Below are 24693 nucleotides of genomic sequence, written 5' to 3'. Positions count from 1 at the left end.
CCCTTCGACCACCGCATCGCCGTCTTCGCCGGGGACGAGGAATTCCTCGCCGCCGCCCTCCCCTTCCTCACCGAAGCCCTCGCCGCCCCCGGCGAACCCCCGCCCGTCGCCATCGCCGCGCCCGGGAACCTGGACCTTCTGCGGGACGCTCTCGGCAGTGACGCCAAGGGGGTGGGCCTCGTGCCGCATGCCGAGTGGTACACGGGGTCCGCCGCCAACGCCGTTGCCCGGGGGGCCGGGTATCTCGCGGCGAACGCCGGTCCCGGTGGCCGTATTCACCTGCTCATGGAACCCGTCTGGGGCGGCCGGGCGGGGCGCTCGCCGCGGGAGGCCGCCGAGTGGATCCGGTACGAGGCTCTCGCCAACCTGCTCTTCGCGCCGCTCGCGACGACCGCGCTGTGCGCCTACGACTCCCGCGTCGCGGGCCCGGCCGTCGTGGCCGCCGCCCGCCGTGCCCACCCCGACACCGAGGTGTACGAGGACCCGTTCCGGCTCGCCGCCGAACTCGACGCCGTACCGCTGCCCCCGCTTCCCGCAGACGCCGAGCGGATTCCCGGCCCGGCGCCGGCCGCCGATGCCGTGCGCACCTGGGCGACCGTCCAGGGACTGCCCGCCGCGGACGCCGAGTTGTTCGCGACGGCCGTCACCGAGGCGGCCGCCGTCCTCGGGCCGCTCGACGGCGCCCTGCTGTGGGGCGATGCCCCGGCCTGCGTCTGCGAGCTGCGCGCCCCGCGCCGCGTCGACGACCCGCTGGCCGGCTTCGTACCGCCGCCGACCACGGAACTGGAACCCGGGCAGGGGCTGTGGTTCGCCCGGCAGGTGTGTGCCTACGTCGATGTCCGTGACGATCGGGAGGGGACGAGCGTACGGCTGCAGTACGGGTGGTGAGGTCCCGGTGCAGGTATGGAATCGGGTATTCCTCCCCGTGTGCCCGTACCCCCGTGCCCGTCACCCTGGACTCATGCTGCACCTCTACGGGGCGCGCTTCCCTGATCCCGGTCCTCAGTACGGTTCGTATCCCCAACCGCCCATGGGGGCCGGCCATCTGAGCGTCGAGTACGACCCCCGTCCCTCCGCGGTCAGTGAGGCCCGCGCCGAGGTCCGGCGGCAGCTGGAGGGGTGGGGGCTCGCGGACCTGGACGATCTCGCGGACGTGGCTGAACTGCTGGTGAGCGAGCTGGCCACCAACGCCCTCGTGCACTCGGCGAGCCGCTTCCGGCTCACCCTGTTCGCCGCGCACGGGATCCTGCGCTGCGAGGTCCGGGACTACGGCAACCGCGTCCCGAGGGTGCTGGACGCGGGGGCCTCGGACAGCGGCCGAGGGATGTTCCTGGTGGATGCGCTCTCCCGGCGCTGGGGCTGCCACCAGGACGGGCCGGGCAAGACCGTGTGGTTCGAGCTCGGTACGTGCGGGTCGGACGACTGTGGTCGGCGACAGTCGTAGCGCGGCCCGCGTGTTCCGGAGGTCACCCGTGGCCTCGCCGGAACGACAGCCCGGGTCCCGGCGGCGTGCCCAGTCGCCGGGACCCGCTGTCCGGCGTCCCAAACCCCCGTGAGCACATTGGGTGGAGATCGCGCACGCCCTCTTGTCGTGCCGACGCCTTTGGGCTTTCTTGACCTTCATGGCGGACACCACGGGAAACACAGCGGCATCACCGGTCGGCGAGGCGGACTCCCGCCCCCGTAAGTCCAGTTGGCGGTACATCGGCCCCGGCATCGTCGTCGCCGCGACCGGTGTCGGGGCCGGTGACCTGGTCGCCACCCTCATCGCGGGCAGCAACTTCGGCTACACCCTGCTCTGGGCGGCGATCATCGGCTGCCTGGTGAAGATCTCCCTCGCCGAGGCCGCGGGCCGCTGGCATCTGTCCACCGGCCGCACCCTCTTCGACGGCTGGGCCAGCCTGGGCCGCTGGACCACGTACTTCTTCGCGGTCTACGTCGTGGTCTGGGGCTTCGTCTACGGCGCGGCCGCGATGTCGTCGAGCGCGCTCCCGCTCCAGGCGCTGTTCCCGAACGTGATGGACCTCGAATGGTGGGCCGTCGCCTGCGGGCTGGTCGGCCTGGTCTTCGTCTGGTTCAACAAGTACGCCGTCTTCGAGAAGGTCATGACGGTCCTGGTCGGCGTCATGTTCGTGGTGACGGTGTACCTGGCGATCCGCGTCACGCCCAACCTCGCGGACGCCTTCGCCGGTCTGCTGCCCGTCCTGCCCGACGAGAAGGACTCGATCCTCAACACCCTCGGCCTGATCGGCGGCGTCGGCGGCACCATCACGCTCGCCGCGTACGGCTACTGGGTCAACGCCAAGGGCTGGACGAACACCGGCTGGATGAAGGTCATGCGGCTCGACAACCGCGTCGCCTACGCCACCACCGGCGTCTTCGTCGTCTCGATGCTCTTCGTCGGCGCCGAACTGCTGCACTCGGCCAACGTGGCCATCGCCAGTGGCGACAAGGGCCTGATCCAGCTCGGCGACATCCTGGAGGACGAATACGGCGCGGCGACGGCCAAGTTCTTCCTGATCGGCTTCTTCGCCACCTCCTTCACCTCCCTCATCGGCGTCTGGCACGGCGTGAGCCTGATGTTCGCGGACTTCGTGACCCGCTACCGCACCCGCCAGGAGCTGAAGGGCGAGGAGGTCGCCTCGGGCGAGCGGGAGCGCTCCTGGCCCTTCCGCGCCTACCTGCTCTGGCTGACCTTCCCGCCCATCGTCCTGCTCTTCCAGGGCGAGCCCTTCCGCCTGATCATCCTCTACGGCGTCCTGGGCGCGGCCTTCCTCCCGTTCCTCGCCGGAACCCTGCTCTGGCTCCTCAACTCCTCCCGCACACCGAGCCAGTGGCGCAACGGCCCGCTGAGCAACGCGATGCTGGCGATCGCGGGCCTGCTGTTCCTGGTGCTGTGCGTGAAGCAGATCTGGGACCAGCCGTGGGCGGAGTTCTTCTGACGGCCTAGCGGTACTGGTCCCACTGCGGGCTGAGGGCGATCTCCCGGAGCTGCCGCATGGTCAGGGCGGGTGTCCCGCGGGTCGGGGCGTCGTGCTGGGTGCCCGAGTTGAAGGCGCTGACGAGGATCCGGAAGCCATCCGGGCGCAGGGTGTCCACCGTCCACATCGCGGCTCCCGCGACGCCCTTGTCGCCCCCGCTCTTCCGCTCCGTGACCCTGGTGCCGTCCTCCAGGGTCTCGGAGTCGGGGCCGAACAGTTCCCCGGCGATGTCGCCCATGCCGTGCTGGACGTTGATCTGGACCAGGCTCCTGCCCTTGCCGTCGTCGACCACGACGTACGTGTAGTCGCCGCCCTTCTCGACGACCTCGGCGTCCTTGGGGAGCAGCGGCACGAGCGTGGCCAGGACCGCCTCGACGGTCGGCTCCTCGGGGGTGCTCGGCGTGGCCGTCGGCGTCGGCTTCCCGGGGTCCTCGGGCAGGGAGTCGACGTAGCCGCGCCACGCCCGCGCCGTCACCAGCTCCTTCAACTGGGCCGTGGTCAGCGGGGGTTCGCTCCTGCTGACCGGCGCGTCCTTCTCGGCGGCGGCGTTCCACTCGCTCGCCGAGACATGCTGTCCGGTCGGGGTGACCAGGTCGGCCGACCACATCTTGGTGTCGACCCGCCGGTCGGGATACTCGTAGCCCTGGAACAGCTTGAGCAGCGAGCCGTCGGGCAGCCGGGTCGAGACACAACTGTCGTGCGGGACCAGCGCCTGGTCCGGGCAGTCGACCGCCGCACGGGCCCGGTCGCTGCCGGGCTCGACCCGGTCCAGGCTGACGCCGACGGCGCCGGGGCCCTCGCCGTCGTCGTGCACGACATGGACGTACGGCGGCAGCAGCGGGTTCTCGGCGCCCCGCGCCCGCTGCTCGCTCACCTTGCCCTCGGGCAGCAGCCCTTCGAGCGTCTCGATGAGTTGGCGGCCGGTCACGGGGGTGCCGGACGGCGACGGTGTGCCGGACGGCTGCCCGGCCACGCTGGAGGGGGACGTCCGTGGGGCGGGTGTGCCGCCCCAGGGCACCAGCAGTGCTCCGCCCACGCCGACCAGGACGATCCCGGCCGCGCCCCCCAGCACCGTGGCCCGCCGCCTCAGCCGCAGCCGCCGTCCCCGCTGCTGACCGGCGGCGGCAAGGGCGGTCCGGTCGGTGTCGAAGCGGTCACCGGCGTCGTGCAGGGCGTGGCCGAGCCGCCCCTCGAAGTGGTCCTCGTCGTGTTCCACGGGCATGGCAAAACCACCGTTCGTCAAGGTTGGGGTCGTCAGGGATGGGCCGGGGGTTCAGTGCGCCGCGTACTCGCCGAGGTCCTCGCCCAGCAGCCCGCGCAGCCGCCCGAGCGCCCGGGTGCAGCGGGTGCGCACCGCCGCGGAACTGGCGTTCAGCGCGGCCGCGGTCTCCTCGACGGACCGGTCCTCCCAGTACCGCAGGACGACCACGGCCCGGTCCTTGGCGGGCAGCCGGGCGAGCGCCTGGAGCAGGGTCAGCCGCAGCGACACGTCACCGCCCTCGGCCACCCGGTCCGGCACCACGTCCGTGGCCCGCTCGGTGCTGCTGCGCCGGCGCTGATGGGCGAGGAAGGTCCGGGTGAGGACGGTCTGCGCGTAACCGGCGGGGTTCTCGGCCCGCGAGACCCGCCCCCAGCGGACGTACACCCGTCCCAGCGTCTCCTGCACCAGGTCCTCGGCGAGATGGGTGTCTCCGGCGGTCAGCAGACAGGCCGAGCGGTACAGGTGCCCGGCTCTGGCCACCGCGAACTGCGCGTAGTCGTCCGCGGCCGACTGTCTCATGCGCTCCCCCTGGCTGCTGTGCGCCGGCTGTAGATGAGGCCCTCACTTCATTGATGCGGCGAGGCAGGGAGAATGTTTCACCACAGCACCGAGCAGTTTCCGCGAGCGAGGACCCAGGACCCCACGGATGACCGACCAGCCACCATCACCACCCGGTCCGGGCTTCGGCCCGCCCCCACCCCAGTACGCGCCGCAGCCGGCACCTCAGTACGCGCCGCAGCCCGCGCCCGCGCCGGCTCCGAACGGCCCGGAGTTCCTGGCGGTGGGCAAACGCAACGCCGTCGTCGTCGACGTGTCCGGCGTCGTGTTCGAGATGTCCGGTCTCACGATCGAGTTCCGCTGGCCCGAGATCCGCAGCGTCCACTACAAGGCGAGCCCCGACGGCAAGGCCCTGATGGTCGCCGTGGTCCATATGGACGGCCGGTTCTACGAGTGCGGGGTGGAGGCCAAGCCCCGGGCGCGGCTTCAGGAGTGGTTCCCGCAGCTGGCCTGGGTGCTTGGCCACTACCGTCCGACGGGATGAGGCCGGCGGGGCCTACGGCAGCGCGTGCACGTGCGGTCCCACCGCGTTGGACCAGGCGTTGCCCGCCGTCGCGTCCCAGTTCGTCGACCAGGTCATCGCGCCCCGCAGGTCGGGATAGGTCCGCGAGGGCTTGAAGGAACCGCACCCCGTGCCCTTGGCCAGACAGTCCAGGGCGTTGTTCACGACGGAGGGCGCCACGTACCCGCTCCCCGCGCCCCGGGTCGAGGCCGGCAGGCCCAGCCCGACCTGGGACGGGGCCAGGCCGCCCTCCAGCTGGATGCAGGCCAGGGCGGTCAGGAAGTCCACCGAGCCCTGGCTGTAGACCTTGCCGTCGCAGCCCAGCATCGAACCGCTGTTGTAGTACTGCATGTTGACGACCGTGAGGATGTCCTTGATGTTCAGGGCGGTCTGGAAGTAGGCGTTCGACGTCGACTGCATGTCGATGGTCTGCGGCGCCATCGTGATGATCAGCGACGAGCCCGCCTTCGCCGAGAGCGACCGCAGGGCCTGTGTCATGTAGGTGGCGTTGAGGCCGTTCTCCAGGTCGATGTCGACACCGTCGAAGCCGTACGTCTGCATCAGGGAGTGGACGGAGTTCGCGAAGTTCGTCGCCGACGCGGCGTCGTTCACCGCCACCGTGCCGCGCTCGCCGCCCACCGAGACGATGACCTTCTTCCCGGCGGCCTGCTTCGCCCTGATGTCGGCCTTGAACTGGTCGACGGTGTAGCCGCCCAGCCCGGCCGAGTCCAGGTTGAAGGTCACCGCGCCCGGCGTCGAGGTCGCGTCCGCGAAGGCGACGGCGATGATGTCGTACGCGGACTGGACGTCGGCGAGCCTCTGGACCGTGGCCCCGTTGTTGAAGTTCTGCCAGTAGCCGGTCACCGCGTGCTTGGGGAGGGCGGGGCCGGGGCCGGTCGGGTTGTTCGTCGTGCCCGTCACCGCCGTCGACTTCGGCGACTCACCGGCCGCGTTGGTGGCCGTGGTCTGGAAGGTGTACGACGTCGAGGCGGTGAGCCCGGTCACGGTCGCGGAGGTGCCGGTCACCGCGGTGACCTTGGTGCCGTTCCGGTAGACGTTGTAGCCGGTCGCGCCGGAGACGGCGGTCCAGGCCAGGGAGACCGAGGACGAGGTCGTGCCCGACACCGAGAGCCCGCTCGGGGCCCCGGGGACCGTGGGGGAGGGGCCGGTGCCCCCGCCGCCGTCGGGGCCGTACACCGACATGTCGTCCGCGTAGTAGGCGGCCTGCCCGTACCAGCCGTGCGTGTAGACCGTCACGGAGGTCGTCGAGGCGCCGGTGCTGAACGTGGTCGAGAGCTGCTTCCAGCTCGCCGAGTCCGGCGTCCAGGCCGACACGTCCGTGGTGCCCGTGCCCGTCACGCCCAGATAGCTGTAGCCGCCCCGCACCCAGGCGCTCAGCGTGTACGTGGAGTTCGGTCGGACGGCGACCGTCTGGGTGCACCGGGCGTTGTCCTGCCCGGCCGGGGTCGCCTTCAGGGCCGTGGCCCCGCCGTGCACCGGTGTGGAGACGGTCGTCCCGCTGTTCGCGGAACACGTCCAGTCGCTCAGGCCGGACTCGAAGCCGGCGTTCTTGGCGTTGTTGACGTCCGCGGCGGACGCGGGGCCCGCGGGGAGGACGGCGAAGGCGAGGGCCGTGATGACCGCGCCCACCCGGAATCTGCTGCGTATGGACATGACAAGAGGCATGCTCAACAACTTGGTCCAGACCAATTCACCTGTCAAGAGGTCCCGGTAGTGGAGAAACCGTGTGCGTAACCTGCCCCGTTTTGACGTGACTTGTGTGAGGGGAGTTGCTTCTCGGCTGGAGAGAAGCTGTTCTCCGGCCGCAGAGCCGTGGATACAGTGCTGAGGTAGTCACGCAATGAAGTCATCGGGGAGCTGCGCGTGCCAACTGCCATTGCCGTGACCAGCGCCGACATGGCGCTGCCGGCGCAGGACGAGCGAACCGTGCCCGCCGTCGTGCTCCAGGACCTCGACCGGGAGCCGCTGGAGCGGTCGTTGGCGGTCATACAGACGCTGGTCGAGCAGCACGGACATGTGGTCGTCGTCTGCTCGCAGGCCGTTCCCCGTGGCGTCCAGCAGCGGCTGCACACCGTACGGTCCCTGCTGGAGAGCGACCGTATCGCCGTGTTCCGCCCCGAGCTGCCCCCGCTCGGCCTCGCGGTCCTGGCCCGCCAGCTGCGGCAGCTGGCCTCCTGCGACCTCAGCCCCGGCGTCCTCGCCTCGGCCGGCCGGCTGCTCACCCACTACATCCACGCCGGGGCCCTCCTCGGCTCCGTCGCCAAGCTCGACCGGGTCCCCGTCGGCCTGAAGTCGCACGCCAAGTCCTGGGTGCCCGGCAGCCAGTTCGGTGTGCTCGCCCACCCGGCCCCGCAGCTGGTCCGGATCGCCCCCGGAGTCACCCTCCCCGGCCCCGAGTTCAGCACGTCGATGCTGGTCGCCCAGGGACAGCTCCAGTCCGACTGGGTCACCGCCACCCTGGCCAAGTCCTGGAACGCGCAGGGCCTGAGAGAAGTGGTCCTGCCCGCCGAGTCGACGGCCTGGTGGGGGACGGCGAAGCTGATCGAGTTCTGCGCCTATCTGCCCGACCTGTCGGTGCTCTACCAGCTCGTCACCTCCGTACGGCAGAACTCCTGTCACTGGTGCGGCATCGACGTCATCGGCGATCGCTGCGTCTTCTGCTCCGCCGTCCCACCCACCCACGAGCAGCCGGCCCGCGCAGGCTGACCGGGACCCGGCAGCTCTCCAGGCCGGTCCGACCCCATCCGACCGCTCCCGACCGATTCCCCCAATGAGGTTGCACGGTTCATGAACTCCCGTCAGCGCCGCGGCGTGATACTCCTGATCCTGTCGATCGTCTGCGCCCTCGGCGCCTTCGCCGGCGTCCTGTCCGTCATCAGCGACGTGAAGTCCCAGGTCGGTCCCAAGGTCGTCGCCTACGAACTCAAGACGGACGTGGCGCCCTACACGCCCCTGAACGCGGGCCAGTTCAAGCAGGTCCAGATGCCCGACCGGTGGCTGTCGGACAACGCGGTCACCAACATCCGTGAGATCCAGGGCAAGATCGCCGTCACGACCCTGCGCGCGGGCTCCCTGCTCCAGAGCGACATGATCGTCGACCAGCCCGCCCTCCGGACGGGGGAGCAGGAGGTCGCCATCATGATCGACGCGGCGACCGGAGTGGCCGGCAAGATCACCCCGGGCTCCACGGTCAACGTCTACGCCACCTTCGAGGGGCAGCGCGACGGCGACCCCGACCAGTCCAAGCTCATCGTGGAGAACGCCAGGGTCATCGACGTGGGTGAGCTGACCGCGCTCAAGCCCGACGCCGACGACCGCGACCGGCAGCCCACCGACGCCGTCCCGATCACCTTCGCCCTGAAGACCGTCGACGCCCAGCGCATCACGTACGCGGAGTCGTTCGCCGAGGAGGTCCGGCTCGCCCTGGTGGCACCCGGCGCCGCCTCCGACGTCGACGCGACGGACCGCACGTACGAACTCGCCAAGGACAAGTGAGAGGCCCCTATGCCCACGAGGATCCTCCCGGCCGTCGGCGACGCGGACGCGGTCCGTTCCCTCACGACGCTGCTCAGCCAGCTGCCCGACGCCGAGCCGGTCGCCCCGGTCACCGACTCCACGCAGCTCGTCGACACCCTCGCCCGCCTGGCCGCCGAGTCCATCGACGAACTGCCCGAGGTCGTCGTCGTCCATGAGCGCATCGGCCCCGTCCCGGCCCTGGAACTCATCCGCGAAGTCGCCCTGCGCTTCCCCGCGGTGGGCGTCATCCTCGTGACCTCCGACGCCGGCCCCGGCCTCTTCCAGGCCGCCATGGACTACGGCGCACGCGGCCTGGTCACCCTGCCCCTGCACTACGAGGAGCTGGCCAGCCGCGTCAACGCGGTGGCCCAGTGGTCGGTCGGCGTACGGCGTCACCTGGGCGCCGGCGGCGACGTGTTCAGCGGCGTCGGCGGCACGGTCGTCACGGTGAGCGGCGCGAAGGGAGGCGTGGGCGCGACCCTCACCGCCATCCAGCTCGCCCTCGCCGCCCAGGCGTCCGGCCGCGCCACCGCACTGCTCGACATGGACCTCCAGACCGGGGACATCTCCTCCTACCTGGACATCCAGTTCCGCCGTTCGGTCGTCGACCTCGCCGCCATCAGCGACATCTCGCCGCGCGTGCTGGCGGACGCGGTCTTCCGGCACGACACGGGGGTCGCGCTGCTCCTCGCCCCCGGCGACGGCGAACGCGGCGAGGAGGTCACCGACCGCGCCGCCCGCCACATCGTCAGCGCCCTGCGTTCCCGCTACGAGGTCGTCGTGATCGACTGCGGCTCCCAGCTGAGCGGCGCGAGCGCGGCCGCCGTGGAGATGGCCGACACGGCACTCCTCGTCACCACCCCGGACGTGGTCGCCGTGCGGGGCGCCAAGCGCACGGTCCGGATGTGGGACCGCCTCCAGATCCGCAAGGCGGAGGAGACCACGATCGTCGTCAACCGCCACTCGCGCGGTACGGAGATCCAGCCCGCCCTGATCCAGCGGATCACCGGCACGGCGGTCGCCGCCACCGCGATCCCGGCCAACTTCAAGGAACTCCAGGGCGCCGTCGACGCCGGCCGGGTGCACGAGCTGGACGCCAAGGGGACCGTCAAGCAGGCCCTTTGGGCCCTCGCGGGGGAGCTGGGCCTGGTCAAGGGCACCGAGGGAGCCGTACCGCGCCGCAACGGCAGGGCGGCGCGGGGCGGGGACCGGGCGGCGCTGACGTTCCGGCGGCGCAAGGAGATAGGGCGGTGAACCGGCGGGTGAGGCGGCGCCGGCTCAGGGACGACCGGGGTCAGGTGACCATCGAGTTCCTCGGCATGACCCCGCTCATCATCCTGACGCTGGTGCTGCTGTGGCAGTTCGTGCTGCTGGGGTACACGTTCACGCTCGCGGGGAATGCTGCGGACGAGGCCGCACGGGCGGCGACCGCGTCGGAGGGGCAGGCGGCCTGCCAGGAGGCCGGGCTTGAGCATCTGCCGGGCGCGTGGGAGGGCGGAGCGAGCGTCGACTGCGGTGTCGCCGGTGACTATGTCACGGCCGATGTGCGCCTGGAGGTGCCCGTCCTCTTCCCCGGTTCGATCGGCTTCCCCTTCACGGTCGAGGGCCATGCGGGGGCCGTGCTGGAGGAGAAGGACTGAGATGTCGTACGCCGGTGAGGGCGCCCGTAAGAGGGCCCGCGACCGCGGTCAGGTCGCCATCGAGTACCTCGGGTTCCTCCCGATCCTGATCCTCGTCGCCATGGCGGGCGTACAGGTCGGGCTCATCGCCTACACCGCACAGCAGGCCGGAACGGCGGCCCGGGCCGGGGCGCGCGCCGCCTCGCTCGAACCCGGTACCGCCGAGGAGGGGTGCCAGGCCGCGGTCAGCAGCTGGCTGGCCGACGGGACCGACTGCGCGGAGGCGCCCGGCGGCGACGTGGTCACGGTCACCGCCACCGTCCAGATCCCGTCCATCGTCCCCGGCTGGGACTTCGACCCCGCCCGGAAGAGCGCGACCATGCCGCTCGACTTCGACGCGACCACCGACTGACGCAGGAACGAGGAGCACCGACGATGAGCCTGCGCGCACGCATCAACACCCCCGAGGAGAACCCCGGCCGGGGCGAGGACGGCCACCTGGTCGCCTCCTACCGGGCCAAGCTCCTGGAGGAGATCGACCTCGCGGAGATGAGCTCGCTGGCCGCGGCCGAGCGCCGGGCCCGGCTCGAGCGGGTGCTCGGGCACATCATCAGCCGCGAGGGCCCGGTGCTGTCGACGGTCGAGCGCTCACAGCTGATCCGCCGGGTCGTCGACGAGGCCCTCGGCCTGGGCATCCTTGAGCCGCTGCTGGAGGACGCCTCGATCACCGAGATCATGGTGAACGGACCGGACGCGATCTTCGTGGAACGAGGGGGCCGCGTCGAGCAGTTGCCGCTCCGCTTCCCCTCCCACGACCAGCTGATGCAGACCATCGAGCGCATCGTCTCGACGGTGAACCGGCGCGTGGACGAGTCCAACCCGATGGTCGACGCCCGCCTGCCGTCCGGCGAGCGCGTGAACGTCATCATCCCGCCGCTGTCCCTCACCGGCGCGACCCTCACCATCCGCCGCTTCCCGCGCTCCTTCACCCTGCACGAGATGACCGGCCTCGGCTCGCTCGACGAGCCCATGGTGTATCTGCTGGCCGGGCTGGTGCAGGCGAAGTTCAACATCATCGTCTCGGGCGCGACGGGCACGGGGAAGACCACGCTGCTCAACGCGCTGTCGGGGCTGATCCCCGAGCACGAGCGCATCATCACCATCGAGGACTCGGCCGAACTCCAGCTCCAGCAGTCCCATGTGATCCGCCTGGAGTCCAGGCCCCCCAACGTCGAGGGCAAGGGCCAGGTGACGATCCGCGACCTGGTCCGCAACTCCCTGCGCATGCGCCCCGACCGCATCGTCGTCGGTGAGGTCCGCGGCGGTGAGTCCCTGGACATGCTCCAGGCGATGTCGACCGGCCACGACGGCTCCCTCGCCACCGTGCACGCCAACAGCACGGAGGACGCCCTGATGCGGCTGAAGACCCTCGCGTCCATGTCCGACGTGACGGTCCCCTTCGAGGCGCTGCACGACCAGATCAACAGTGCCGTGGACGTGATCATCCAGCTGACCCGCTTCCCGGACGGCGCCCGCAGGATCACCGAGATCGCGCTCCTGGACAGCCACGGGGCGGAGCCGTACCGGGTGGCGACGGTGGCCCGCTTCAACGCCCAGCCCATGACGCCGGACGGCCGCGTCCACGGCGCCTTCGCGTACTTCCCCCTCCCGCGCCGCACCGCGGACCGCCTCTACATGGCGAGCCAGCCGATCCCCCAGGCCTTCGGCGTCGCCCAGTCCCCGCTCGAACTCGCGACCCGAGAAGCCAGGTAGGACAAGAAGCCAGGCAGGACAGGTAGAAACCCCATGGACCTCCAGACCCGCATCACGCTCACCACCGGCATCGCGCTGCTGACCTGCGCGCTGGCCGTCGTGGGCGTCCACGCCTACGCCTCCGGCCGGGCCCAGCGCCAGGCCCTGGTCGACCGTCTGACGTCCGCCGGCCAGATCACCGGACCCGGTGGCCGCCGACGCCGCTTCGTCGACCTGGACCGCCGACTGCGCCGTACGAAACCGGGCAAGCGGCTGGAACTGCGCCTGGTGGCCACGGGCCTGGACGTCACCCCCGGTGAGTTCTTCGTCTACATGCTGGCGACGGTGGCCGGCCTGTGGCTGGTCGGCCAGGCGGCGCTGGCCCCCTTCTTCGGCCCGATCGCGGGCCTGCTGGGCGTGGGGGCCGCGGTCCAGTTCCTGAACTGGCAACGCCAGAAGCGCATCGAGCGGTTCATCAACCAGCTCCCCGAACTGGCCCGCATCCTGGCCAACGCCGCCCACGCCGGCCTCGCCCTCCGTACCGCCATCGGCATGGCGGCGGAGGAGCTGGAGGCCCCGGCGGGCGAGGAACTGGCCAAGGTCTCCCACCAGTTGGCCCTCGGCGCCTCGATGGACGATGCCCTGGGCGAGCTGGCGGAACGCCTCCCGTCCCGCGAACTGGTCGTCCTGGTCACCACGCTGGTGCTGTCCAACCGGGCCGGCGGCCAGGTGGTGAGCGCGCTGCGGAACCTGACCGAGACGCTGGAGGAGCGCAAGGAGACCCGGCGCGAGGTGCGTACGCAGCTCTCGCAGGTGAGCATGACGTCGTACGCGGTCCCCGCGTTGGGCATCGGCTCGCTGTTCCTGATGAACGGCGTGCAGGACGGAGCCCTGGACCGTATGACGGGTTCGCCGGTGGGGCAGGCGGCGGTCCTGATCGCGTTCGGGCTGTATGCGGTGGGGTTCGTGCTCATCCGGCGGATGTCGCGGATCGACGTCTGAGGCGCGGGCGGAAAGGAGGACGACGATCATGGAACTGGGACTGGGGCCGGGACTCGGCGTGGGGCAACTGGGGCTGATTCTGGCGCTGGTGACGGGCCTCGCCGTGTGGGGGATCTTCGCCGGTATCCGCATGTACCGCGCGGACGTCAGGCTGCCGAGCGATCTGGCGCTGGCCCTGGAGGTCGGCGCGACCCGCACGGGCGCCGTCGACTCGCTCATCGACCGCATGGGCATGCGCTACGCCCCCGCCGTACTGCGCCTGATGGGCCCGAAGCTGGTCGCCAGGTACCGCCGCAAGATCGACCTCGCGGGCAACCCCGGCGGCCTGACCATCGACCGCTACGCGGCCAGGCGGGCGGTCTACGGCTTCCTGGGCGCGGTCGGCTTCCTGGTGTTCCTGCTCCGGGGCCAGGTGCTGGTGGCGCTGCTGTTGCTGGCCTTCGGCGCCTTCTGGACGGAGGTCGGCATCTGGTCGGCCATCCGGATCAGGAAGGACGAGATCGAACGCACCCTGCCGGACTTCCTGGACGTCCTGGCCGTCGTGGTGAGCGCGGGCCTGGGCTTCCGCCAGGCACTCGACCGGGTCGCCTCCAGGTACGAGGGCCCCTGGGCGGACGAACTCCGCATCACCCTGCGCCAGATGGACCTCGGCATGAGCCGCCGCCAGGCCTTCGCGGAGCTGCGCCGGAGGAACGACTCCGAGCAGGTGGCGATGTTCGTCACGGCCCTCCAGCAGGGCGAGGAACTGGGCGCCCCGATCGTCGAGACGCTGGTCGCCCTGGCCAAGGACATGCGCCGCACCGACGCCCAGAACGCCCGCCGGAAGGCGGCCCGCGCGGTGCCGAGGGCCACGCTGATGATCACGACGTTCATGGTTCCGGCGACGATGATTCTGCTGGGGGCGGGGTTGCTGCTGGGGTCGGGGACGGACTTCGGGTCGCTGACGGGGGAGTAGGGGAAGTAACGGGAGCAGGGGGGAGGGGACGTGGCCGGTATGCCGGTGAGGTTGAGGACGGGGTGGGCCAAGGCGCGGCAGCACGCGGAGCCGGACCGGTCCGCGACGATCCCGCTCCAGGTCAACGCCCTTCAGGCGATGTGCCGCCAGGTCTTCGGCTTCCGCCTCGCCATGATCGCCCTCGCGGCGCCCTCCGCCCTGCTCAACGCGACCCCCGGCCTCGGCACCCGGCTGATGGGCGCGGCGGCAGTGGTCACCTTCATGGGTTCCTACGCCCTGTTCCGTGACTGGGAGCGCTTCGGCCCTCTTCTCCTGCGCCACCCCACCCTCCTGGCGGCGGACACCCTCTTCACCTCCCTCCTGCTCATCTCGGCGGGCCCGGACACCACCCTGGCCTACGTCAGCGTCTGCACGCCCTTGCTGGCCGGCATCGTCTACGGCCACCGGGGCGCGGCGGTGTTCGCGAGCGTGCAGTCCCTGATCCTGCTGCTGGCGTACGCGATCAACAGGGAGGCGCAGGCGGGCAGCGGCCTTGCGGAGAAGCTCCTCCTCCCGGGCTTCTGCGTCATAACGGGCGCCCTCGGCTCCTCCCTGCGCAACCTCATGCTCCGCTTCGGCACGGCCACGCAGGCCCTGACGACGATCCAGGCCCGCCTGGCCGTCACGGAAGCCGTCGGCGCGGAACGGGCGCGCCTGGCCCGCGAGATGCACGACTCGGTGGCGAAGACGCTGCACGGCGTGGCGCTGGCGGCGGACGGGTTGGCGGCTTCCGCGGTGTCCTCCGCGGCGGCCTCCGCGGGGTCGGCGCCGATGGACCCGGCCCGCATCAGGCAACAGGCGGAACTGGTGGCCCGTTCGGCCCGCCGAGCCGCAGCCGAGTCGAGAGAGCTCCTGGCGGACCTGCGCCGCGAGTCCGACCCGGACCACGCCGTGAACCTCGCATCCGAACTGGCCGCCCGGGCCGCGGACTTCACGACCCGCACCGGCATGCGCGCCACGTACGCCCCCCTGGGTGAGGCCCCCGCGCCCCCGGTCCCACCCGCCGTCGCCCGGCAGCTCCTCACCATCACGGAGGAGGCCATGGAAAACGCCCACCGCCACGCGAACGCGACCCGGGTAGAGGTCCAGGCAGGTGTCGAGGGCGAGGTGCTGTGCCTGACCGTTCAGGACGACGGCCGGGGCCTGCCTCCCGACACCACGTTGGAACACCTGCGCCGATCAGGCCATTTCGGCCTGCTGGGCATGGCGGAGCGAGCGGCTTCGACCGGCGCCCGCATCCACATCGGCAAGGGCGGCCGGGCGCACGGCACGGAGGTCCGCCTGGAACTCCCGCTGGCGGCCCTGACGACGACAGAGGCGACCACGTGAACACTCCTCTCCGGCTGGTGGTGGCAGACGACAACCCGGTGGTCCGAGCGGGCCTGACGGCCCTTCTCTCCACCCACGCGGACATAAGGGTCGTAGCCGAGGCGACGAACGGCCACGAGGCGCAGGAGGCGGCCCGCCGTCACCGCCCCGACGTGATCCTCCTGGACGTACGGATGCCGGGCATGGACGGCATCACGGCACTCCCGCACCTCGTCCGCATCGCCCCGGTGATGATGCTGACGTACAGCGCGGAGTCGGAGACGGTCCGGGAGGCGCTGCGGCGAGGTGCGGCCGGCTACCTGGTCCACGGTGAGTTCACGACGGACGAACTGGTGGAGGCGGTACGGGACATCGAGCGGGGCAGATCTCGCTTCACACCTACGGCGGCGGCAGCGGCAGCGACGTCACTCGCGCAAGCAAACGTTCAACTCCCAACTCCTGTCGGGAATTCTGCGGAACCGCTTTCGCAAGTGCAACCGAATGTGGGACAGTCGTCGTCGTATCGGTCAGGGTTCCGGCTGAGCAGGAGGGAGGCGGAGATCATGGACCTCATCGCATCGGGCATGAACAACCAGCAGATCGCCGCCACCTGCTTCATCAGCGAGAAGACGGTCAAGAACCACATCAACCGGATCTTCGCCAAACTCCACAGCACCAGCCGCGTGGAGGCCGCCGCCAAGTGGCTCGGCACGGCTCCGGGTTCCCCGGGTTCACGTCCAGGACGGAGCTGACCGACGATGACCCGACGACGGTTTTCGGCCGAGGCCCGGAATTGGGCCCAGGGACCCTCTGGTGTTCCGGCTTTTCACCCTTACGTTTCTCCTGTGCACGAGCATGAGCCAAGCGCTCTGCGATCGCCGGACACCGGAGGGGAACACCATGAGCAACTGGATCAACACCACCGTCGAGTACCTGCGCTCCCGTGCCGCTCGCGACGACAGGGGGCAGACGGCGGTGGAGTATCTGGGGATCATCGCGGTGGTGGTGGCGATTGTGTTGGCCATTACGGGGACGGACATCGGGCAGACCATCTTCGACGCCATCACGGACAAGATCACCGAAGTGACCGGCGGTTGATGCGGGCAACCCGGTACGGCGACGACGCAGGGCAGGCTTTCCCCATCTACATCACGGTGGTGGCGGGCCTGCTCTTTCTCGCGTTCGCGTACCTCGCGGTCGGCCAGGCCGCGGCAAACCGGAACGGCGCCCAGACCGCGGCCGACGCGGCGGCTCTGGCGGCGGCGCAGGACACCCGGGACCAACTCGCCGGCAGGTGGGTGGAAGACCTGCTCGACCCGACGAAGTGGCAGGACATCTTCGACGGAATCGGGGTGGAGCCCGACGGCGGTTGCTGGCGGGCGCACGAGCTGGCGGCGCAGAACGACGCCGCTGTCGACGGCTGTGATCCGACGGAGCCCCTGGGCTACACGGTTACCGTCACCTCCACGAAACCCGTCGGCGACTCGATCGTCCCCGGCACGGAGGACATGAAGTCGACGGCATCCGCCACCGCCGTGATCGAGTCCCGCTGCGAGTTCGAACTCCCCGGCGGGGACGAGGCCGATCCGGGCGACGGAAACGACGTACTGCCGCTCCCGCGACTCACCTGTGGGGACACGAACTGGGACCCGGACCCGGAGGATCCGACCACCCTTCCGGACCCCGAGGACCTCTTCGACGTCCATCTGGCCGACTCACCAGCGAACGACGAGTGACTAAGGAAGCAGAGGCATGAGCATGGGGTTCACGGCGAAGGCCCACAGGGGGATGGTCGCGCTGACCGTTGCGGCTGGACTGGCCCTCGGCGTGGCCGGCTGCGGCAGTGGCGGGGACGGCGACAACAAGCCGGAGGCTTCGGCGTCCGCCACCACGGATCGTGGATCCGACCCGAGCGCTCAGGAGGGGCAGGCGGACGAGATCTTGGCGGAGTTGAAGGGTTCGGACGGACTTCTCCTTCAGATCACCTCTGCCCAGCGTGACTCCGGTGGTTTCGTCACCGTGAACGGCAACCTGAAGAACGACGGGGACAAGAGCACGTCGGTCCCGTCCGCGCTGAGCGGCAACGAGACCGAGATCATCAGGAACGGCAGGTCGCTCGGCGGCGCCACGCTCGTCGACTCGAAAAGCAAGAAGCGGTACTACGTCCTACGGGATACGGACGGCCGTCCGCTGACGACCACGGGCTTCTCGAGTCTCAAGGCCGGCGAAAGCCTGGCGGTGTTCATGCAGTTCCCGTCTCCGCCCACGGACACCACCGAAGTCACCTTCCAGCTCCCGACCTTCGCCGCCGCCACCATCCAGATCTCCGGGTGAGGCCCACCATGACCCGCACCCGCACCCGCACCCCCCGCCTCCCCCTGACCCTCACCGCCGCCACAGTCGTGGTCGCGGCGAACATCCTCGGCGCCACGACGGCCGACGCCGCCGACGACCCCAGCGTTCCGCCCGGTACGGAGGCGACGGCCACCGCTCCGGTCGAGGTGGACGCCAACGACCCCGACCTCAAGCTCCCCGAGGGGGCGACGCTCGCCCAGGCCAAGGTTCTGGACATCAAGCAGGTGGTCGAGGACGAGGCCGGTGAGGAACGCCGCGAGGACACCAACGCGGACGTGAAGTTCGCGCTCCAGGCGGAGGTTCTCTTCCCCAAGGACAGCGCGAAGCTGACCGGTGAGGCGAAGGCCCGTATCTCGGAGATCGCCGAGGAGATCAACACCCAGAACGCCACCCGGATCCGTGTCTTCGGCTTCACCGACAACCTGGGCTCCTCGGCCCACGGTGACGTCCTGTCCAGGAAGCGCGCGAACGCCGTACAGGGAGTCCTGGAAGCCGAGTTGAACGACTCGACGGTCACGTACGAGGTGCGGGGCTACGGCGAGCAGTACCCGATTTCCTCGAACGCGACGGAGGCCGGCCGTAAGAAGAACCGGCGGGTGGAGGTCTCGTTCCCGCGTACGGAGGGGTGACCGGGGCGGCGAGCCAGGGGCCCCGCCCGTTCACGGCTTACTGCACACCGTCTCCAGGGCCGCGTCTCTGTCGGGTTGCGCGTCCTGCACCTTCTGCAGATCGGTGAGGAGACCCGTTATGTCGAGGTCTGTCCCCGCCTCGGCCCGGGCGATGGTCAGCAGGGCGGCCTCGTAGAAGGTGTCCCGCACGGCGGGCGCCATGACGTCCGAGGCGTCCAGGCAGCGGGGGCGCTTGCCGGTGAGCCGGTCGGCGATCGCGCGCCCGACGGGGCCGCCCTTCGGCGGCACCTGTTGATTGGCCGAGAAGACGTTCGGGAAGCTGGCCCACGCCCGCTGGCCCTCCCGGGAGGCGAGCTTCTCGATCAGGTTCCGGGCCTCGGGGCGGTCGCTGAACAGCGCGGCGAAGTCGCCGGTCACCTCGTGCGCCCGGACCGGGTAGGGGCCTTCGGGCAGCAGCGGAGCGGAGTCGGTCAGGCCCGCGGGGTTGCGTTCGTAGAAGGAGCGGGCGAACGAGCCCTGGTGCTCGAGGGCGCACCCGCCCCGGTCCGAGAACAGCAGCCCGTGTCTGCCGGGGGCGCCCCGGTGATCGGTGAGCAGGGCGCGCCGGGCCGCCTCACCGTTCTGCTGGAGCAGGCCGGCCCACGCCTCCCAGGCCGTGCGCACCGCCTTCCCGGTCCACTTCGCGTCGTCGTCGCCCAGCGCCCACTTCCCGTAGACGTCCGGGCCCTCCCGTTGCAGCACGAGGTCCTCGATCCAGTCGCTGCCGGGCCAGCCGGAGGCGCCGTCGTCACCCATGCCGATGCACCAGCTCTCCAACGGTGCCGGTGAACTTGCCGGCTTTTCGCCCTCGCGATACCAGACGACGCTCTTCAGGTCCGCCTTGACCGGGACCCAGTACACGCCCCTGGGAGTCCTGCCCGCCGACTTCCAGGGCGCGCCGTACTCGTCCTCGTCGTAGAGGCCGCCCAGCTGTTTGAGGAGGTTCTGGTCGGCGTACTCGGCGAGTTCGCCGACGCCCGGCATGATCGCGATGTCCGGGGGTTCCCCCGATTGCACCTTGGAGAGCAGCACCTCCCGCTGGGCCGCGGTGCCCTGGTAGTCGAAGGGGATGCCGAAGCTCCGCAGCACCTGCTCGAACTGCTCTCCCTGGGTGTCGGTCCACGGCCCGAGGATGGTCACCGGTTCCTCGCGGTCGCGCTGCGCCCAGACCGTCACCAGGCCGCCGCCCGACACCAGCAGCAGCACCACGAGGAACACCAGGACCTTGAACGGCCGGGTCACCGTCGCCTCCAGAAGTCGTTGTCGAGCCGAAGTCCGAGCCCCACCGCGGGCAGGACGACGACCAGCAGGCCGCCGATCAGGGCGCCCTGGTAGACCCTGCCGGTCCAGGTGTCGTCGGCCAGCGCCCGCCGGACCTCCTCGGACCGCTCCGTGACCGTCCGCTGTGCCTCGGCCGGGTCCGCGCCGCCGGAGTGCTGCCGGGAGATCTCGGTGATCCACTGCAGATCCGCGCGCACGCTGTCGAGGTCGTCCTGGGCGGAGAACGCCGTCAGCAGCGGGACCACCGCGAGCAGCACGGTCAGAGCGAAGGCGGCGAGGAGGTACGGATTCCAGTCCCGGCCGCAGCGGTCGCGCAGCACGAACTGCGCCGAGAGCAGGGCCAGCGCCAGGGCCGCCAGGGCGAGTTCGGCGAGCCACCAGCCGCCGCGCTGCCACCACCCCATGGTGGCGGTGGTCGCGGCGCGCCGCATCTGGCCCTGCTGAAGCTGGTCCAGCCGGGGCACGAGGCCGACCCGTGAGCGGGTGAGCAGCGACTGCGCCTCGGCCAGTTTCTGCTTCCGCATCAGTGACTGGTCGCGGTACATCGCCGTGCCGAGGGTGATCGAGTTGCTGTAGGAGGCGAGCAGCCCGTTGACGGTGCCGAGGTCCTGGTCCGTGCGGTCCGCGATCCGGGACAGGCCCTGGTCGGCCGCGGAGAGCTGGGCCCGGTACGTCTCGCCGGAGCCGGCGACGTCGGCGAGTCCCTGGTTCACCAGCACGCGGGCCTCCCAGTCGGCGCGCAGCACCGAGAGCCGGGTGGCGGCGAGGCCCTGCACGGCGGGTGCCTCCCGGGACGCGACCGCCTGGGCGGCTTGCGGGGTCTGGCGGTAGGAGACGAGCAGGGCACTCACCGCGACGCCGGCGCACACCGTCAGGACCAGCAGGTGTACCTCCAGCAGCCGGCGGGTCCGCCAGGGGCGCAGGCGCCGCCGCCACACCGCGGCAGGGGAGTGCGTGCGCCAGGAGGCGGCGCGTCCGGTTGTCACAGCAGCTTCTCCCCGCAGTGGACGCAGTAACGGGCCTCGCTCCCGGCCGGGGTGTCGCAGTGCCCGCAGCGCGGGCCGGGCCGCGGGTCGGCGTTGTCGGTGAGGGGGCCGCCCGGCCGGGACCCGGCGCGCAGGATCATCGGGGCGAGCGTGTCGGCGTCCACGTCCACGGCGGGGCGCAGCCGGACCTGGCCCGCGGACGCGTCCACGACGACGGCCACCGTGCGGATCTCGTCCAGCACCCAGTCCTGGCCGCCCAGCCGCACCGCCAGGCGTGCGGCCTCCCCCAGGAGGCGTTCGGCGTCCTCCCGTCGGGACTCCCCGAAGGCGACGAGGCCCTTGCGCAGGGCGGACCGCATCAGGGTGGTGGTCTTCATGGACGGCACGCCGCCGCCCTTCGCGCCGTGGGGTGGCCGCTCGGGCCGGTGCCAGCGGGCGGTGACGGGTACATGGACATCGCCGACGGAGACCATGGCGAACTGGAGGTCGGTCTCCAGCGGGTCGGCGTCGGCGTCGGCGACGAGGGTGAGCAGGTAGTCGCGCGAGCCGGGCTCCCACTGGTACGTGGGAAAGCGCCAGAGATGCGGCCGGCCGGGCTGGGGCAGCCCGCCCAGCCGGTGCGGCCGGGGCGCCTTCTCGTTCAGGGCGACCTGGCGGACGGCGGGCCGCACGGTCACCTCGATGGGCAGCTGGGGGGTGTGCACCCGGCGCAGCCGCCGGATGGCGCCGGTGATCGCCGGGCTGAGGCCGTCGTCCACGAACTCGGCGGTGCCGTGCAGCCGCTCGGCGAGGGCCAGCAGGGGGTCGGGGGGCCAGTCGGTGCCCACGGCGAGCACATCGCAGGTGAACTGCCCGGCGCAGAGGTCCAGTTCCTCGTGCAGACGGGTCTCGCCCTTGGCGCTGCTGCCGTCGGTGACCAGGAGCAGATGCCGTACGGACAGCGGGCGGGCGGCGAGCAGGGCGCGGGCCCGTGCCGCCCAGACGGCGTACCCGGCGGGGCGCGGACCGTCCCGGTGCAGCGGGACCGCACCCGCGGCGAACGCGGCCCGGCGTCTGTGTTTCTGGTCGGCGACCGCCCACTCGGCACCGCCCAGCGGATAGCACGGGGCGGGCTCGGGGCCGCCGCCGAGCACGGTGAAGGAGATGTCGTCGGGCAGGGCGCGCAGTGCGGCGGGCAGGGCGCGCTTCACGGCCGCCCGACGGGTCTCGGCGACGTCCACCGCGATGATCACGGCGAGTTCGACGGCCGGCAGTTCGGCGGCGCCACCGGTGGCGGTCACGTCGACCCGCAGATGCGCCTCGATCTTGGCGCTGCGGTGCGGGTGCAGGTGGCGGTCGAGGTCGACGTACAGCTGAATGCCCAGATGCGGCGGCCGGGTGGGGCTGTTCATGTCGTACGTCACCGCTCCTTCGCCTTCGTCGCCGTTCGTACCGGGGGTGGTGCTGTTCCAGGGGTGGTGCTGTTCCAGTCCGTCGCCGTGCGGGTGGCGTGCCGTGCGCTCAGATCGCGGTCTGTGGCCGGACCGCGTGGGAGAGGTCCACCAGGAGGTCGTGGGCGGCGGCCGACTCCCGGTGGTGGGCGGCCAGTTGCCGGTAGTGCCGCTCCATCTGCGCCCGCACGTCGCGCTCCTGGGGGCTCAGGCGTCTCAGGGCGCGGGCGCCGATCCGTCCGGAGCCCATCCGTCCGGGCCCGTCGTCGCGGCTGCGGAGTGCGTCCAGCTTCCACTCGAGGAGTTCGGTGCCCAGGCGCAGCGCCTCGTCCTCGGACAGACGCGGCTCGCCGAAGCCAGGGTTGCGGCGCATGAGAGAGCGCAGCTCGGTCAGCGCCGCGTCGACCTCGGTGGGCGCGGGCAGCGGATCGCCGCCGCCGGGCAGTCGGGCCGTACGGATGCGTAAGGAGGCGATCCGGGCGACGGTGTGGTCCAGCGACCCGGCGCGGACCCGGCCGAGAACGTCGAGGGCCGCGTCGCGGTCGCCCTCACGCAGCGCGAGCCGGGCCAGACCGAGGGCGGCCCCGCCGTGCGAGGCGTTGCGGGCGAACACGGCCTCGTACAACTCCTTGACGGTGGGCCCGGCCGTGTCGTCGCCGAGCAGTTCCCCGCAGTAGGCGAGGGCCAGTTTGGGGGCGTACTCGCCGGGCAGGTCGAGGTGGACCAGGGTGAAGTGGCCCTTGGCCTCGGCGGCTTGGCGCAGGTCGGCGTCGAGGTCGGCGCGGCGCAACGCGACCAGGGCGCGGTGCCACTCGAGCCGCCACCGGCGCACGGCACGCGGCCCGGGAATGGAGTCGGCGGTGTCGAGCTCGTCCTGGGCGCGCTCCAGGTCCTCCCGCGTGTTCCGGCTCAGCAGGACGCGCACGTTGTGCAGGCAGATCTCCACCGAGGTGGGCTGCTCGCCGTCCTGGCCGAGGAGCCGGTTCGGATCGTAGCCACTGCTCACCTCGAACCGCGCGGTCTGCGGATCGCCCGGATAGTGCACCGGGACCGGCAGACAGCGGGCGATCTCCGTGGGCGTGGGCGCGCCGAGGTCGAGGGCGGGCGCGACGGGCGGCTCGTACCGGTCGCGGCGTGGGCGGTCGAGCCAGTGCTCGATGCCCGGCACCGTACCGAGCCGGGCGCCGAGCAGCCGCGGGGACGGCCGGAAGTACTGGGAGGGCTCGGGCGGATCGCTCTTGCCGCGCAGGGCACGGATCTCCCGCAGGGCGCCGCGCAGCTGGCCCGCCATGTCCTGCGCGCCGGCGAAGCGCAGGTCCGGGTCGGGCCGGGTGGCGCGCTCGACGACCCACCAGAAGGAGGCGGCGCCGAGGCCGGGCACCTCGTCGACGGCCCAGCCGGCGAGGCGGCGCAGGGTGGCACCGACGGTGTGCAGGTCGTGGGCGACGGTGGGCAGTCCGGAGGACTCGGTCTCGGGTGCCATGTAGCCGGGTGTGACATGGGCGGGCGGCTCGCTCTGGCCCTCTTCGCGCATGCCGCCGAGGTCGATGACCTTGACGCCGTCCCGGTGGTGCACGACGTTCGAGGGCTTCAGGTCGCCGTACACGAAGACCGGTTCGCCACCGGCGTGCAGATGGCCGAGGGCTTCGAGGATCTGGCAGCCGTACGCCGCGACGTCCTCGATGTCGAGGACCCGCTCCCCGCGCCGGGTCTCCTCGACGACCTTCTCCAGGGTGCCGTCGCCGACGTCGTCCATGACGACATAGCCGCCGGTCACCTCGCCGGTGTCGGCGCGCCGGGCGACGAAGTCGCGGATCTGGACGATCCGGGGGTGGCGGATGGCGACGAGGTTGCGGCGTTCGACGTCGGCGAGCCGGGCGCCGTCCCGCTCGTAGCGGTTGAGCAGCCCCTTGACGGCGACCACCTCACCGAGGTGGGTGTCCTCGGCGAGATAGACCCAGCCCTGGCCGCCGTGCGCGATGGGCCCCATGATCCGGTACTGGTCGCGCAGCACATCGCCCTCGGCGAGTTCGGGCCGGTACGAGTAGGGCTCGCCGCAGGCCGGGCAGTACCCCTCGACCGGCACCGGGCCCTCGGTGTACGGAGGGGCGAAGACGACGCCGCACTCGGGGGCCGAGCAGGCCATGTGGATGCGCAGAGGCGCCTCGGGATCGATGAGGCGGGCCTGCTCGGAGCGCGGTTCGCGCTCGGGCAGCGCGAGGAGTTCCCGGGGGCCGAGGTTCCGCGGGTCCGCGGGCAGCGGGGGCAGCCCGGGGCCGCTCTCGTGGCGGCCGCACTCGGCGCAGTGGCCGGTGGGCAGCACGGAGCCGCCGCAGGAGGCTCCCGTGAAGCGCCGGTGCGGGCAGTGCGTCATCGTCTCTTCGTCCTCCTCCCTCGTCGTCCTCGCCCTCGGGGCCTTCGGTCCGGCGGCTCATGCCGGCGCCGCGGGGCCGGGCACC

At 71.4% G+C, this 24693-nt stretch carries 25 protein-coding genes; 18 read left to right on the top strand and 7 right to left on the bottom strand.

Annotated elements, in window-relative coordinates:
- The 3 genes from ADK36_RS02830 to ADK36_RS02820 all read left to right on the top strand — a co-directional run.
- Positions 1 to 888, top strand: an 888-nt coding sequence (locus ADK36_RS02830) for an MEDS domain-containing protein (protein WP_063784544.1), incomplete at its 5' end; no start/stop codon positions are given.
- 142 nt (positions 889 to 1030) lie between these two features.
- The gene (locus ADK36_RS02825; RefSeq protein ID WP_048586438.1) at positions 1031 to 1444 is read left to right on the top strand and encodes an ATP-binding protein; all 414 of its coding nucleotides are present in this window, start codon (positions 1031 to 1033) and stop codon (positions 1442 to 1444) included.
- A gap of 178 nt (positions 1445 to 1622) precedes the next feature.
- On the top strand, positions 1623 to 2942 hold the full coding sequence (locus tag ADK36_RS02820; RefSeq protein WP_048586428.1) for an Nramp family divalent metal transporter: 1320 nt from the start codon (positions 1623 to 1625) through the stop codon (positions 2940 to 2942).
- A gap of 4 nt (positions 2943 to 2946) precedes the next feature.
- On the opposite strand, the gene ADK36_RS02815 is transcribed toward ADK36_RS02820, so the two are convergent.
- Together ADK36_RS02815 and ADK36_RS02810 are read right to left on the bottom strand one after the other, a co-directional pair.
- Complete coding sequence (locus tag ADK36_RS02815) at positions 2947 to 4203, bottom strand: hypothetical protein (RefSeq protein ID WP_053196221.1); 1257 nt, start codon at positions 4201 to 4203, stop codon at positions 2947 to 2949.
- 51 nt (positions 4204 to 4254) lie between these two features.
- Positions 4255 to 4761, bottom strand: coding sequence for a SigE family RNA polymerase sigma factor (locus ADK36_RS02810; RefSeq protein ID WP_048586426.1), 507 nt, complete (start codon positions 4759 to 4761; stop codon positions 4255 to 4257).
- 127 nt (positions 4762 to 4888) lie between these two features.
- Between ADK36_RS02810 and ADK36_RS02805 the strand changes: the two genes are divergently transcribed.
- Positions 4889 to 5284, top strand: a complete 396-nt coding sequence (locus ADK36_RS02805; protein WP_053196219.1) for a hypothetical protein — start codon at positions 4889 to 4891, stop codon at positions 5282 to 5284.
- Between the two features lie 12 nt (positions 5285 to 5296).
- Here ADK36_RS02805 and ADK36_RS02800 read toward each other — a convergent pair whose 3' ends face one another.
- Positions 5297 to 6976 (bottom strand): chitinase, encoded by a 1680-nt coding sequence (locus ADK36_RS02800; protein ID WP_234329645.1) that lies wholly within the window; start codon positions 6974 to 6976, stop codon positions 5297 to 5299.
- Positions 6977 to 7219: 243 nt separating this feature from the next.
- On the opposite strand from ADK36_RS02800, the gene ADK36_RS02795 reads away from it, so the two are divergent.
- The 14 genes from ADK36_RS02795 to ADK36_RS02730 all read left to right on the top strand — a co-directional run bounded on the left by ADK36_RS02795 (position 7220) and on the right by ADK36_RS02730 (position 18498).
- Positions 7220 to 8029 (top strand): hypothetical protein, encoded by an 810-nt coding sequence (locus ADK36_RS02795; protein WP_078916686.1) that lies wholly within the window; start codon positions 7220 to 7222, stop codon positions 8027 to 8029.
- A gap of 81 nt (positions 8030 to 8110) precedes the next feature.
- Positions 8111 to 8818: a Flp pilus assembly protein CpaB gene (gene cpaB, locus ADK36_RS02790; RefSeq protein WP_048586422.1), complete on the top strand. Its 708-nt coding sequence runs from the start codon at positions 8111 to 8113 to the stop codon at positions 8816 to 8818.
- A gap of 9 nt (positions 8819 to 8827) precedes the next feature.
- A complete protein-coding gene (locus ADK36_RS02785) occupies positions 8828 to 10093 on the top strand; it encodes an AAA family ATPase (RefSeq protein WP_048586421.1) in 1266 nt (421 codons plus the stop codon).
- Between the two features lie 65 nt (positions 10094 to 10158).
- Positions 10159 to 10479 (top strand): pilus assembly protein, encoded by a 321-nt coding sequence (locus ADK36_RS02780; protein ID WP_234329648.1) that lies wholly within the window; start codon positions 10159 to 10161, stop codon positions 10477 to 10479.
- Between the two features lies 1 nt (position 10480).
- Positions 10481 to 10870: a TadE/TadG family type IV pilus assembly protein gene (locus ADK36_RS02775; RefSeq protein ID WP_048586420.1), complete on the top strand. Its 390-nt coding sequence runs from the start codon at positions 10481 to 10483 to the stop codon at positions 10868 to 10870.
- 23 nt (positions 10871 to 10893) lie between these two features.
- Positions 10894 to 12231: a CpaF family protein gene (locus tag ADK36_RS02770; protein ID WP_053196216.1), complete on the top strand. Its 1338-nt coding sequence runs from the start codon at positions 10894 to 10896 to the stop codon at positions 12229 to 12231.
- Between the two features lie 33 nt (positions 12232 to 12264).
- The gene (locus ADK36_RS02765) at positions 12265 to 13212 is read left to right on the top strand and encodes a type II secretion system F family protein (RefSeq protein ID WP_048586418.1); all 948 of its coding nucleotides are present in this window, start codon (positions 12265 to 12267) and stop codon (positions 13210 to 13212) included.
- Between the two features lie 67 nt (positions 13213 to 13279).
- The gene (locus ADK36_RS02760) at positions 13280 to 14167 is read left to right on the top strand and encodes a DUF5936 domain-containing protein (RefSeq protein WP_053196249.1); all 888 of its coding nucleotides are present in this window, start codon (positions 13280 to 13282) and stop codon (positions 14165 to 14167) included.
- Positions 14168 to 14206: 39 nt separating this feature from the next.
- Positions 14207 to 15535: a sensor histidine kinase gene (locus tag ADK36_RS02755; protein ID WP_425315484.1), complete on the top strand. Its 1329-nt coding sequence runs from the start codon at positions 14207 to 14209 to the stop codon at positions 15533 to 15535.
- On the top strand, positions 15532 to 16266 hold the full coding sequence (locus tag ADK36_RS02750) for a response regulator (RefSeq protein ID WP_053196214.1): 735 nt from the start codon (positions 15532 to 15534) through the stop codon (positions 16264 to 16266). The genes ADK36_RS02755 and ADK36_RS02750 overlap by 4 nt, the downstream gene beginning before the upstream one ends.
- A gap of 148 nt (positions 16267 to 16414) precedes the next feature.
- Complete coding sequence (locus tag ADK36_RS02745; RefSeq protein WP_053196244.1) at positions 16415 to 16612, top strand: Flp family type IVb pilin; 198 nt, start codon at positions 16415 to 16417, stop codon at positions 16610 to 16612.
- Positions 16612 to 17250 (top strand): pilus assembly protein TadG-related protein, encoded by a 639-nt coding sequence (locus tag ADK36_RS02740; protein ID WP_053196213.1) that lies wholly within the window; start codon positions 16612 to 16614, stop codon positions 17248 to 17250. Before ADK36_RS02745 ends, ADK36_RS02740 begins: the two co-directional genes overlap by 1 nt.
- A 16-nt stretch (positions 17251 to 17266) precedes the next feature.
- A complete protein-coding gene (locus ADK36_RS02735) occupies positions 17267 to 17848 on the top strand; it encodes a hypothetical protein (RefSeq protein ID WP_053196210.1) in 582 nt (193 codons plus the stop codon).
- Between the two features lie 8 nt (positions 17849 to 17856).
- Positions 17857 to 18498 (top strand): OmpA family protein, encoded by a 642-nt coding sequence (locus ADK36_RS02730; RefSeq protein ID WP_053196208.1) that lies wholly within the window; start codon positions 17857 to 17859, stop codon positions 18496 to 18498.
- A 30-nt stretch (positions 18499 to 18528) separates the two neighbouring features.
- Here the strand turns inward: ADK36_RS02730 and ADK36_RS02725 are convergent, their stop codons facing one another.
- The 4 genes from ADK36_RS02725 to ADK36_RS02710 form a co-directional block, all read right to left on the bottom strand.
- Positions 18529 to 19779, bottom strand: coding sequence for an extracellular solute-binding protein (locus ADK36_RS02725; RefSeq protein WP_053196206.1), 1251 nt, complete (start codon positions 19777 to 19779; stop codon positions 18529 to 18531).
- On the bottom strand, positions 19776 to 20804 hold the full coding sequence (locus tag ADK36_RS02720) for a hypothetical protein (protein WP_107083933.1): 1029 nt from the start codon (positions 20802 to 20804) through the stop codon (positions 19776 to 19778). The genes ADK36_RS02725 and ADK36_RS02720 overlap by 4 nt, the downstream gene beginning before the upstream one ends.
- The gene (locus ADK36_RS02715) at positions 20801 to 22195 is read right to left on the bottom strand and encodes a hypothetical protein (RefSeq protein WP_048586432.1); all 1395 of its coding nucleotides are present in this window, start codon (positions 22193 to 22195) and stop codon (positions 20801 to 20803) included. The genes ADK36_RS02720 and ADK36_RS02715 overlap by 4 nt, the downstream gene beginning before the upstream one ends.
- 109 nt (positions 22196 to 22304) lie before the next feature.
- Complete coding sequence (locus tag ADK36_RS02710) at positions 22305 to 24608, bottom strand: tetratricopeptide repeat protein (RefSeq protein WP_053196204.1); 2304 nt, start codon at positions 24606 to 24608, stop codon at positions 22305 to 22307.
- Positions 24609 to 24693: the final 85 nt, after the last annotated feature.

Origin of the sequence: Streptomyces viridochromogenes, assembly GCF_001270495.1 — a bacterium.
GTDB classification, from domain to species: Bacteria; Actinomycetota; Actinomycetes; order Streptomycetales; family Streptomycetaceae; genus Streptomyces; species Streptomyces viridochromogenes_A.
Note: the sequence above shows the minus strand (reverse complement) of the source record. Positions and strands in the feature narration are given on the sequence as shown.

Bases quoted from the DNA above. Each gene is read 5' to 3' on its own strand.
- ADK36_RS02825 (WP_048586438.1), top strand. From the start codon at position 1,031: ATGGGGGCCGGCCATCTGAGCGTCGAGTACGACCCCCGTCCCTCCGCG.
- ADK36_RS02820 (WP_048586428.1), top strand. From the start codon at position 1,623: ATGGCGGACACCACGGGAAACACAGCGGCATCACCGGTCGGCGAGGCG.
- ADK36_RS02815 (WP_053196221.1), bottom strand. From the start codon at position 4,203: ATGCCCGTGGAACACGACGAGGACCACTTCGAGGGGCGGCTCGGCCAC.
- ADK36_RS02810 (WP_048586426.1), bottom strand. From the start codon at position 4,761: ATGAGACAGTCGGCCGCGGACGACTACGCGCAGTTCGCGGTGGCCAGA.
- ADK36_RS02805 (WP_053196219.1), top strand. From the start codon at position 4,889: ATGACCGACCAGCCACCATCACCACCCGGTCCGGGCTTCGGCCCGCCC.
- ADK36_RS02800 (WP_234329645.1), bottom strand. From the start codon at position 6,976: ATGTCCATACGCAGCAGATTCCGGGTGGGCGCGGTCATCACGGCCCTC.
- ADK36_RS02795 (WP_078916686.1), top strand. From the start codon at position 7,220: ATGGCGCTGCCGGCGCAGGACGAGCGAACCGTGCCCGCCGTCGTGCTC.
- cpaB (WP_048586422.1), top strand. From the start codon at position 8,111: ATGAACTCCCGTCAGCGCCGCGGCGTGATACTCCTGATCCTGTCGATC.
- ADK36_RS02785 (WP_048586421.1), top strand. From the start codon at position 8,828: ATGCCCACGAGGATCCTCCCGGCCGTCGGCGACGCGGACGCGGTCCGT.
- ADK36_RS02780 (WP_234329648.1), top strand. From the start codon at position 10,159: ATGACCCCGCTCATCATCCTGACGCTGGTGCTGCTGTGGCAGTTCGTG.
- ADK36_RS02775 (WP_048586420.1), top strand. From the start codon at position 10,481: ATGTCGTACGCCGGTGAGGGCGCCCGTAAGAGGGCCCGCGACCGCGGT.
- ADK36_RS02770 (WP_053196216.1), top strand. From the start codon at position 10,894: ATGAGCCTGCGCGCACGCATCAACACCCCCGAGGAGAACCCCGGCCGG.
- ADK36_RS02765 (WP_048586418.1), top strand. From the start codon at position 12,265: ATGGACCTCCAGACCCGCATCACGCTCACCACCGGCATCGCGCTGCTG.
- ADK36_RS02755 (WP_425315484.1), top strand. From the start codon at position 14,207: ATGCCGGTGAGGTTGAGGACGGGGTGGGCCAAGGCGCGGCAGCACGCG.
- ADK36_RS02745 (WP_053196244.1), top strand. From the start codon at position 16,415: ATGAGCAACTGGATCAACACCACCGTCGAGTACCTGCGCTCCCGTGCC.
- ADK36_RS02740 (WP_053196213.1), top strand. From the start codon at position 16,612: ATGCGGGCAACCCGGTACGGCGACGACGCAGGGCAGGCTTTCCCCATC.
- ADK36_RS02735 (WP_053196210.1), top strand. From the start codon at position 17,267: ATGAGCATGGGGTTCACGGCGAAGGCCCACAGGGGGATGGTCGCGCTG.
- ADK36_RS02730 (WP_053196208.1), top strand. From the start codon at position 17,857: ATGACCCGCACCCGCACCCGCACCCCCCGCCTCCCCCTGACCCTCACC.
- ADK36_RS02715 (WP_048586432.1), bottom strand. From the start codon at position 22,195: ATGAACAGCCCCACCCGGCCGCCGCATCTGGGCATTCAGCTGTACGTC.
- ADK36_RS02710 (WP_053196204.1), bottom strand. From the start codon at position 24,608: ATGACGCACTGCCCGCACCGGCGCTTCACGGGAGCCTCCTGCGGCGGC.